This window comes from Shewanella sp. UCD-KL12 (genome assembly GCF_001957125.1).
Lineage (GTDB): Bacteria > Pseudomonadota > Gammaproteobacteria > Enterobacterales > Shewanellaceae > Shewanella.
The window spans coordinates 296,301-305,391 of record NZ_MPHJ01000006.1 but is presented as its reverse complement, the minus strand read 5'-3'; the positions used below and the strand labels follow the sequence as shown (position 1 = coordinate 305,391).

Below are 9,091 nucleotides of genomic sequence, written 5' to 3'. Positions count from 1 at the left end.
TGCTTATCGCTTATAATCTGGTTCGCTTAGAAATGGTAGCGATAGCAAAAGAAGCCAAAGTTGCACCCACCCGTATTAGCTTTACCGCAGCGATAAGCTTGATAGACACTCAATTAAGATGGCTTGCTTTATCACCTGATGGGAAGTTGCCAGCTAAGCTGAAGCAAATGCGGGCCGATATAAAACACTTTATCCTTCCAGATAAAAGAAAGCACCGAACATATCCACGTTCAGTGCTCTATATACCCAGCCGCTATCCACTTAAATATAAGCAGTAGTGCTTATCCGAATAGCATTAGTCTTTATGACGGGCTTTTTTGTTCCTGGAACATTTGTGGCAATTTCTCATGGATAGAGTGAAATAGGCTTTGTATCTTGAATATACTGCTTTCCCCCGTGATCTTATTAAGGGGGAGGCATGATGCAGTGCGGGAGTGGTACTCTAAGTTAGAACATAGGGTAGACATGCAGCTTTAGGTTCTGGTGCCGTAAGGTGTGATACGCACTTAGAAATAGAGAGGGGTCTCTCTTCCCGTACCACTCCTTATCAATGAAAAGTTTATAACGAAAAAGCCTGTCTTTATGACGGGCTTTTTTGTGTCTTGAATATACTGCTTTCGCTCTTGAGTTTATTAGCGGGAGTTTGTGCGGTACAGGAATAGAATTCTGGTGTAGAAAAGTGGTGCCGCAAACCTAAGAAGTGCTACTAAGCCCCTGTGAGTTACTATCAATGTGTTGAGTGTGGTAACTGTGCGTAAGTTGTGTCTCGATCCTCTTTTCTTTCCATTCACTATATTCATATTGCTATGAGTTCTTCTATTGTTATACCTATAGTATTAACTTCTTACTAAATGTACTCGCTTGATAAATGCCTCCTCTGGTGTAATATAAAAATGTATCTAGTTACACATTGAATCGCTTAAATCAGTAGATTATCGAGGTCAATATTTGAAGGCGCTAGTCGACACACCAATATTGTATTTTTTTAAAGCTAATATTCACCATTTTATGAATGGTTTATTTTTACTGCTAGTACTACTAGTAACATTGGTGCTTGTCACTCTCCATGATAATCACCTCCTTTCCTTAAGTTATCTGCTGTTTCCACTTTTATTGTGTGTTTCTAGGTATCACTCACGCTTGTTAGTGAAAAGAGCTTTCGCTATCTTGGCCTTATTGCTGATATTAGTGCTAGGGATGACATTTCCTGCCGATGTTGAGGCGATTGAGGAGGGGTTTATACTTATTCCTCTGCTCTATATCCTCATTTTTCCTCACTCTCTTTGGCCAATACCTGTTTCTATTTTACTACTGTTAACTTACTTCCCCTCATTAGATAATCATGAACTTGTGGATTTTATTGAAGACTGCATTGAGGTCGTTGTTATTGCAACTTTTGCCACTGTCATGTCCTTTTATCAATATAAGACTAAGATGCAATCTCAGTTCTTTAAAGAGCAGAGCTTAACTGATGATTTAACTTTGATCCCAAATCGGAAGGCGTTTCATCAACAACTGCAAGAAAACTTTCAACGTTGGCAGGGGAATAGCCATTATGATTTTGCACTTGTCCTGATCGACTTAGATGATTTTAAACGCATTAATGATCAGTTTGGCCATGAAATAGGCGATCAGTTGCTTGCTGAGGTCGCTTATAGGCTGATGAAGTGCAGCTGCAATGGTGCGTCCGTTTATCGTTTAGGGGGCGACGAGTTCTGTATGTTGGTTTCTGGAGGGGAAGGGCAAGCTGCACTACAAAGCCAGATTGCAGCTGTCATAAGCAAAATGTTTGATGAGAGTACCTCTCAATATAGATTAAAGCGGTGTGTTCAGACTATCACCCCAACTGTGGGGATTTCACTTTTTCCCTATGATGCTAAAGAAGTTGATGTACTACTTCGCAACGCCGACCTAGCAATGCTTGATTGCAAAACTCATGGCAAGAATAATTATGCCTATTTTGAAAGAGGCATGTTTGAAACGGCTATTAGACAGTTTGAGATTGAGGATCAGTTAAAACGTGCTATCGATGACGAGCAACTGTATTTGGTTTACCAGCCTAAAGTGTGTCTTACTACTGGTAAGGTGAAAGGGGTTGAAGCCTTGATACGATGGCAGCACCCAGAGCTTGGCTCTGTCAGTCCTGCAGAGTTTATTCCTATTGCTGAATCATCAGGAATGATTGTACCAATCGGTTTATGGGTTTTGACTAAAGCTTGTCAGCAGCTTGCCAAATGGCAAGAAACTGAGGGCGAGTTTTATGTATCAGTGAACGTATCTGCAATACAGATACAGCAGTCAGGTTTGGTAAACGCTGTGACAGAGGTTATTGATAGGACTGGGGTAGACGCTAATTGGCTTGAGTTTGAACTGACAGAGACTGCTATCATGGAGTCACCTGAACTCTATGTTGAGAAGTTCCAAGCTTTTAAAAAACTTGGGATTAGAATTGCCATTGATGACTTTGGTGTTGCTTATTCTTCATTAGCTTATTTAACCAAGCTGCCAGTGGATACGCTTAAAATAGACAAGAGCTTTGTAGATAACTGCGATAGTAATCATAATGATAGGATGATTGTAAGGACCATAGTTCAACTAGGGCAAAACTTAGGCCTAACCACAGTAGCTGAAGGTGTTGAGTTTGAGACTCAACGAGAAATACTTGAAGAAGAAGGGGTCGACAGGTTTCAAGGGTACCTGTACTCAAAGCCTGTACCAGACACAGAGCTATTAACATTAGTTAGATTGTGAATTATGGCTAGGTCACGCTAAATCTAAGCTGTAAAAAAAGGCACTCAATGAGTGCCTTTAACTTAATAACCTAAATCTAAGTTATTAGTGCTTAAACATCGCAGAGATTGACTCTTCGTTGCTTACACGGCGAATCGCTTCAGCCATAACAGTCGACATAGTTAACTGTGAAACTTTGTCGATAGCAGCTATCTCAGGTGTAAGTGGAATCGTATCTGTAACGATCACTTCATCGATAACTGATTCAGCTAAGTTTTTCGCTGCATTACCAGAGAAAACAGGGTGAGTTGCATAAGCGAATACACGATTAGCACCGTGCTCTTTAAGAGCTTCAGCAGCTTTACAAAGTGTTCCACCCGTATCAATCATATCATCAACAATGATACAGTCGCGGCCTTGAACATCACCTATGATATGCATAACTTGAGCAACGTTTGCTTGTGGGCGACGCTTATCGATAATAGCCAGATCTGAATCATCAAGCAGTTTAGCGACTGCACGAGCACGTACAACACCACCGATATCTGGTGAAACCACTACAGGGTTCTCAAGCTTCTTCTCTAACATATCTTCTAATAGCACTGGGCTACCAAATACGTTATCAACAGGAACGTCAAAGAAGCCCTGGATCTGTTCAGCGTGTAGATCACATGTCAATACACGGTCAACACCGACACTTGAAAGGAAGTCAGCAACAACTTTAGCTGTAATAGGTACACGGGCACTACGAACACGACGATCTTGACGGGCATAACCGAAGTAAGGAATTACTGCGGTAATACGTCCAGCAGAAGCACGACGTAGTGCATCAACCATGACGATAAGTTCCATTAGGTTATCGTTAGTCGGTGCACAAGTAGATTGAATGATGAATACATCCGCACCACGTACATTTTCATTTATCTGGACACTGATTTCGCCGTCACTGAATACGCCTACTTCTGCGTCTCCAAGTTTACAAAATAGACGATCGGCTATCTTCTTAGCTAGACCAGGTGTGGCGTTACCGGCAAAAAGTTTAATGTCAGGCACTGTATGAACCTCAGGCGTATGCTTCATTTTTGTGGCTGAAGAGAGTCAAGCTCCCTCCAGAAGTGTTTTAAAGTTGAGATAATCTCAGCTCTAAAGGTGAAATATTTGTCCCTTTAGCGACAAAGCCAGTCATCTGTGGCGGTAGTTTCGCCATGATATCTAATGCTTGCTGCTGTTTTTCAAACTGACCGAAAACACATGCTCCGGTGCCAGTCATTCTAGACGGCGCATATTCTATCAGCCAGCCCAAGGCTTTGGCAACTTGAGGGTGGTGTTTACAGACTAGTTCTTGGCAATCATTTTGCCAAGAACTAGTCATCAGTACCTCAAGATCAAGCTTTGGAGTATCTCTTGGTAGAAGAGGGTCTTGGAACACTGCTGCTGTGGATACATGTACATCGGGCGTTAAAACTAGGTACCAATATTCGGTAGGTTTCACGCTGATAAGTTTCTCGCCAACACCTTCTGCAAAAGATGATAAACCATTAATAAAAACAGGAACATCAGCGCCAAGCTTTACGCCAATTTGCATTAATTCTTCTTTAGATAACCCGGTTTCCCAAAGGGCGTTTAGTGCGACTAAAGTTGTGGCTGCATCAGATGAACCTCCGCCGATCCCGCCTCCCATTGGTAGACGTTTATCGAGCCAAATCTCCGCGCCTAAATCAGTACCGCTATATTTTTGTAGGGATTTTGCGGCAAGGAGAATTAAGTTATCGCTATCTGCAACAGCATTGCCAAGATTTGAGTGCAAGGTCAACTTAGCATCTTGGGCTACTTGAAAATCTAGCAGGTCACAATGGTCTATAAACTGAAACAAGGTTTGTAGTTCATGGTAGCCATCTTCACGTCTATTATTAACATGGAGAAAAAGGTTTAGTTTGGCTGGCGCTGGCCAGGCCGTTGAACGGCTAGTTTGTTCACTGTACTTACTCATATTCGGCTTAATCAACTTTCGGTAAATTATCTAATTGGTCTTGCTTATCAGTCGTTAATGCTTGCCACTGACTAATCTGTAATTTCAAGCTGAGTGCACCTCGGCGCAGCTGAAGTAGTCTTGGTAATTCTGCGCCGCTTTGTTGCTGCCAACTTTTAAATTCAACTTGCCATGTTGGTGAATGCTTGGGGGTTACAAGTCGTTTAGGCCTCATTTGCTGATCACTGGAGGTGACATCATCTTCAGGCGCTACTTGCCCAGTGATCCATAATGGCAAGGCGTCAACAGGAATAGACCAGCCTGTGACATTACTAAGCAGCTGTTGCGCATCGTGATGCTGATATTGTTTACCGTCGACTTCGAGTGTGGTTTCACCTTGCTGACTCACTAAGGTCAGCACCGTTGTCCCTAAGGGAGTGGTGAGTCGTAATTCATCTCTGTCTGTAGTGTGCAGCCAATAGATATTACTACTTAGATTATCATCAGGTGTTTTAACCGCGAGTCTTCCTTTCATCTCCCAAGATTGTGCTTGAGCGACGTTTTCGACATCAATTGGCGTGAGGTAAGAGGGCGTTGTTGTACAAGCAGTAAGCAAACTTAAGCTCAACAGTAGTGCCAGTGCAAACATTTTTGTGAGATAGCTCAAATTATTCATCTATAGCTGTAAGTGTCGGTCTCTATGATACGAACGCGTGCTAAGAATGCCAGTGAAAAATACAAAATTTGCCTGTACCACTTAATGTATAAGGGGATGAACTTTGTAACATGCTTAAGTATATAGACGGTGAAAGTGGTGATCTTAATTGGATAAATGGGTAAGAATTGAGATTATTATTCGGTTTTGTTAAGCATATTCTGTTTTTAGTTCATCCAATTCAGTAGAATGTCCGACAATAAGTGAGATGCCTAGAGACCAGAACGAGTCAGATGACCCTTGTAGCAATCGGTATTAATCATAAAACAGCCACGGTAGACCTACGCGAAAAGGTCGCATTTTCACCAGATAAAATTCATGATGCTATGAAGAGTCTGGCTAAGTGCACCCAAACCGGCGAAGCTGTGATCATTTCAACCTGTAACCGCACAGAGCTGTATACCAATACGGCGAGTGAAGCAGACGTTACGCGTTGGCTAGAAGAGTATCACCAACTTTCCCACGAAGAGGTTGAGTCCTGTCTCTACCGCTTTGAAGGGCAGGGCGTTGCACAGCATTTAATGCGTGTATCCTCAGGGTTGGATTCTCTTATCTTAGGTGAGCCGCAAATTCTTGGGCAGGTGAAACAGTCTTTTGTTAAAGCCAAAGAGGCTGGAACGGTTGCTATTACCATGGACCGTCTATTTCAAAATACCTTTTCAGTTGCCAAAAAAGTCAGAACAGAAACAGAGATCGGTGCCGCAGCGGTATCAGTCGCTTTTGCCGCAGTCAGTATGGCAAAACATATCTTCTCTGCATTGAGCGCGACTAAAGTGCTGCTTATCGGTGCTGGCGAGACGATAGAGTTGGTCGCAAAGCATCTTAAAGATAATGGTGTGGCCTCTATGGTCGTTGCAAACCGTACACTTTCACGTGCCGAAGGCATGTGTGAAGAGTTTGGTGCAACAGCAATTACGCTCGAACAGATACCAGAGTATCTCCCTCAAGCCGATATCGTGATATCATCTACAGCAAGCCCATTACCGATACTCGGTAAAGGCATGGTAGAAAAAGCGCTTAAGCAGCGTCGTCATCAACCTATGCTACTCGTAGATATTGCCGTACCACGTGATATTGAAGCCGAAGTTGCAGAGCTAGACGATGCCTTCCTCTATACAGTGGATGACCTGCAAAGCATCATTGAACAGAATATGGCCTCGAGACGAGAGGCTGCCGAGCAAGCTGAAGTCATTGCTGAAGAAGAGTCTCATCTGTTCATGGAATGGGTCCGCTCATTAGAGTCGGTCGACAGTATCCGTGAATATCGCACTAACAGTATGGCGATTAAAGATGAACTTGTTGAGAAAGCGATCAATAAGTTAGCCCAAGGTGGCGACAGTGAACAGCTGATATTGGAGTTAGCGAATAAGCTAACTAATAAGTTGATTCATGCGCCAACCCAAGCATTGACTGCTGCAAGTCGCCAAGGTGATTTAAATAGCATTGGCCAGTTAAGAAGTGCGCTCGGATTAGATAAAAACTAAGGTTAGCGTTTTAATGAAGGACAGTGTGATCCGCAAGCTTGAAGGCTTGCTTGAGCGTAACGAAGAAGTTTTGGCTCTGCTGAGCGACCCTGGTGTCATTGCCGATCAGGAGCGTTTTCGTGCACTCTCAAAAGAGTACTCTCAGCTTGAGGATTTAGTTTCAGCTTTTAAATCTTTTCAACAAGCAACAGAAGATTTAGATGCCGCAAAAGAGATGCTCGAAGAGGAAGATCCTGAACTGAAGGAGATGGCTCAAGAGGAGATCAAGGAAGCTAAGGCTGTAATTGAAACGCTCGAAGAAGAGCTACAGATTTTACTGCTACCAAAAGACCCTAAAGATGACAACAATGCCTTTGTTGAGATCCGTGCGGGTGCTGGTGGCGATGAAGCTGCTATCTTTGCGGGTGATCTTTTCCGTATGTACAGCAAGTACATTGAAGATAACCGCTGGCAGTTAGAGGTTATGAACTCTAACGAAGGTGAGCATGGTGGCTTTAAAGAGATCATCATTAAAGTGACTGGTGAGCAAGTCTACGGAAAATTGAAGTTTGAGTCCGGTGGACATCGAGTTCAACGTGTACCAGAGACAGAATCTCAAGGTCGCGTTCATACTTCTGCTGTAACCGTTGTTGTAATGCCTGAAGTGCCAGAGGCTGAGGCTATCGAGATTAACTCTGCTGATCTGAAAGTCGATACTTTCCGTGCATCAGGAGCTGGTGGTCAGCACGTCAACAAAACCGATTCTGCTATTCGTATTACTCATATTCCATCAGGCATCGTGGTTGAATGTCAGGATCAGCGTTCTCAGCATAAAAACAGAGCTCAAGCAATGAGCGTACTTTCAGCGCGTATACAAGCCGTTGAAGATGAGAAACGCCGTAGCGAAGAGGAGACGACTCGCCGTAGCTTAGTGGCAAGTGGTGATCGCTCTGAACGAGTTCGTACCTATAACTTCCCTCAAGGACGGGTTAGTGATCATCGTATCAACTTGACTTTATACCGTTTGAACGAAGTCATGGAAGGCGAATTAGATGCTCTGATTGTTCCTTTACTGCAAGAAAACCAAGCCGATATGTTAGCGGCACTCGGAGAGGAGTAGGCAAACGCCTACATTCCACTTTAGGTTTTTGGATTCAGTCTCACACCGACGGGTGTCACATTAAGGAATTCCCTTGTATCAGACGTTAGCAGAAGCCCTCAATTGGGCTTCGCCCCAATTACTTGATATTTCCGATACGCCTAAGCTTGATGCTGAGGTGATGTTACTGCATATCATCCATAAGCAGCGCGGTTATCTTTATACTTGGCCCGATGAGCGATTAACATCGGAGCAGGTTGATGAATACACTAAGATGGTCGCTAGGCGTGTTTTAGGGACACCTATTGCGCACATAGTCGGTGAAAGAGAGTTTTGGTCATTGCCATTTATGGTTAACCCAACAACACTTATCCCAAGGCCTGACACTGAGATTTTAGTGGAAACTGCGCTAAACCTTCCACTTGCTGATAATGCTAAAGTGTTGGACCTCGGTACAGGGACAGGCGCAATTGCCTTGTCTCTGGCTTATGAAAAGAACCAATGGCAGATAACCGCCGTCGACAAAATTATCGAAGCCGTTGCGTTAGCTAAAGCTAATCGTGCTCACCTAAAGCTTGAGCAGGTTAATATCGTACAAAGTGATTGGTTTGAGTCAGTAGACTGTTATGACTTTAACCTTATTGTCTCTAACCCGCCCTATATCGATGAAACCGATGTCCACTTAGATCAAGGGGATGTTAGGTTTGAGCCACAAAGTGCACTTACAGCCTCTGAGCATGGCTTTGCCGACCTTTATCATATTGCCGACAGTGCCCGTGATTATTTAGCCCCTGGCGGATATTTACTTCTAGAGCATGGTTTCGGTCAGGCACTGCAACTTAGAGATAAGATGATTGAGCTTGGCTATGAAAATGTCGCCACAGTGCGTGATTTTGGTAGTAATGACAGATGTACCTTAGGGCGTTTTCCAAGGTAGTTTTTTAATAAGTTGTTATTGATGTAATTTGAAAGCCATTGGTATGCTGACCAATGGCTTTTTTGTTTGCGGTACGGAAAAGTCAAACACTTGTTGGTGATGTTTCATTTTAAATTACGTTAATTGAATTAGGGAAAAGTCGATTAAAGTTTGGCGGCTTTCTATCTTCATCATCTTG

At 43.2% G+C, this 9,091-nt stretch carries 7 protein-coding genes and 1 pseudogene; 5 read left to right on the top strand and 3 right to left on the bottom strand.

The genetic code is table 11. The features are described from left to right. Nucleotides 1-278, top strand: a pseudogene (locus BM736_RS13500) (IS4 family transposase); the annotation flags it as partial. Between the two features lie 868 nt (nucleotides 279-1,146). Beyond that, nucleotides 1,147-2,751, top strand: a complete 1,605-nt coding sequence (locus BM736_RS13495; RefSeq protein ID WP_256717853.1) for a bifunctional diguanylate cyclase/phosphodiesterase — start codon at nucleotides 1,147-1,149, stop codon at nucleotides 2,749-2,751. A gap of 84 nt (nucleotides 2,752-2,835) precedes the next feature. Here BM736_RS13495 and BM736_RS13490 read toward each other — a convergent pair whose 3' ends face one another. The 3 genes from BM736_RS13490 to lolB form a co-directional block, all read right to left on the bottom strand. Further along, nucleotides 2,836-3,783, bottom strand: a complete 948-nt coding sequence (locus BM736_RS13490) for a ribose-phosphate pyrophosphokinase (RefSeq protein WP_076413054.1) — start codon at nucleotides 3,781-3,783, stop codon at nucleotides 2,836-2,838. A gap of 67 nt (nucleotides 3,784-3,850) precedes the next feature. After that, entirely contained in the window at nucleotides 3,851-4,720 is an 870-nt protein-coding gene (ispE, locus tag BM736_RS13485) for a 4-(cytidine 5'-diphospho)-2-C-methyl-D-erythritol kinase (RefSeq protein ID WP_076413009.1), read from the bottom strand. A 7-nt stretch (nucleotides 4,721-4,727) separates the two neighbouring features. Next, nucleotides 4,728-5,375, bottom strand: coding sequence for a lipoprotein insertase outer membrane protein LolB (gene lolB / locus BM736_RS13480; protein WP_076413007.1), 648 nt, complete (start codon nucleotides 5,373-5,375; stop codon nucleotides 4,728-4,730). Between the two features lie 272 nt (nucleotides 5,376-5,647). Here lolB and hemA point away from each other — a divergent pair, with 272 nt between their 5' ends. The 3 genes from hemA (at nucleotide 5,648) to prmC (ending at nucleotide 8,913) form a co-directional block, all read left to right on the top strand. Next, complete coding sequence (gene hemA / locus BM736_RS13475; protein WP_076413006.1) at nucleotides 5,648-6,898, top strand: glutamyl-tRNA reductase; 1,251 nt, start codon at nucleotides 5,648-5,650, stop codon at nucleotides 6,896-6,898. Between the two features lie 13 nt (nucleotides 6,899-6,911). Then, nucleotides 6,912-7,997, top strand: a complete 1,086-nt coding sequence (gene prfA, locus BM736_RS13470) for a peptide chain release factor 1 (protein WP_076413004.1) — start codon at nucleotides 6,912-6,914, stop codon at nucleotides 7,995-7,997. 73 nt (nucleotides 7,998-8,070) lie between these two features. Then, nucleotides 8,071-8,913: a peptide chain release factor N(5)-glutamine methyltransferase gene (prmC, locus tag BM736_RS13465; RefSeq protein ID WP_076413002.1), complete on the top strand. Its 843-nt coding sequence runs from the start codon at nucleotides 8,071-8,073 to the stop codon at nucleotides 8,911-8,913. Nucleotides 8,914-9,091 lie beyond the last annotated feature (178 nt).

What these genes read in the sequence shown, in the direction of transcription:
- ispE (WP_076413009.1), bottom strand. Translation starts at nt 4,720, where the DNA reads ATGAGTAAGTACAGTGAACAAACTAGCCGTTCAACGGCCTGGCCAGCG.
- lolB (WP_076413007.1), bottom strand. Translation starts at nt 5,375, where the DNA reads ATGAATAATTTGAGCTATCTCACAAAAATGTTTGCACTGGCACTACTG.
- hemA (WP_076413006.1), top strand. Translation starts at nt 5,648, where the DNA reads ATGACCCTTGTAGCAATCGGTATTAATCATAAAACAGCCACGGTAGAC.
- prfA (WP_076413004.1), top strand. Translation starts at nt 6,912, where the DNA reads ATGAAGGACAGTGTGATCCGCAAGCTTGAAGGCTTGCTTGAGCGTAAC.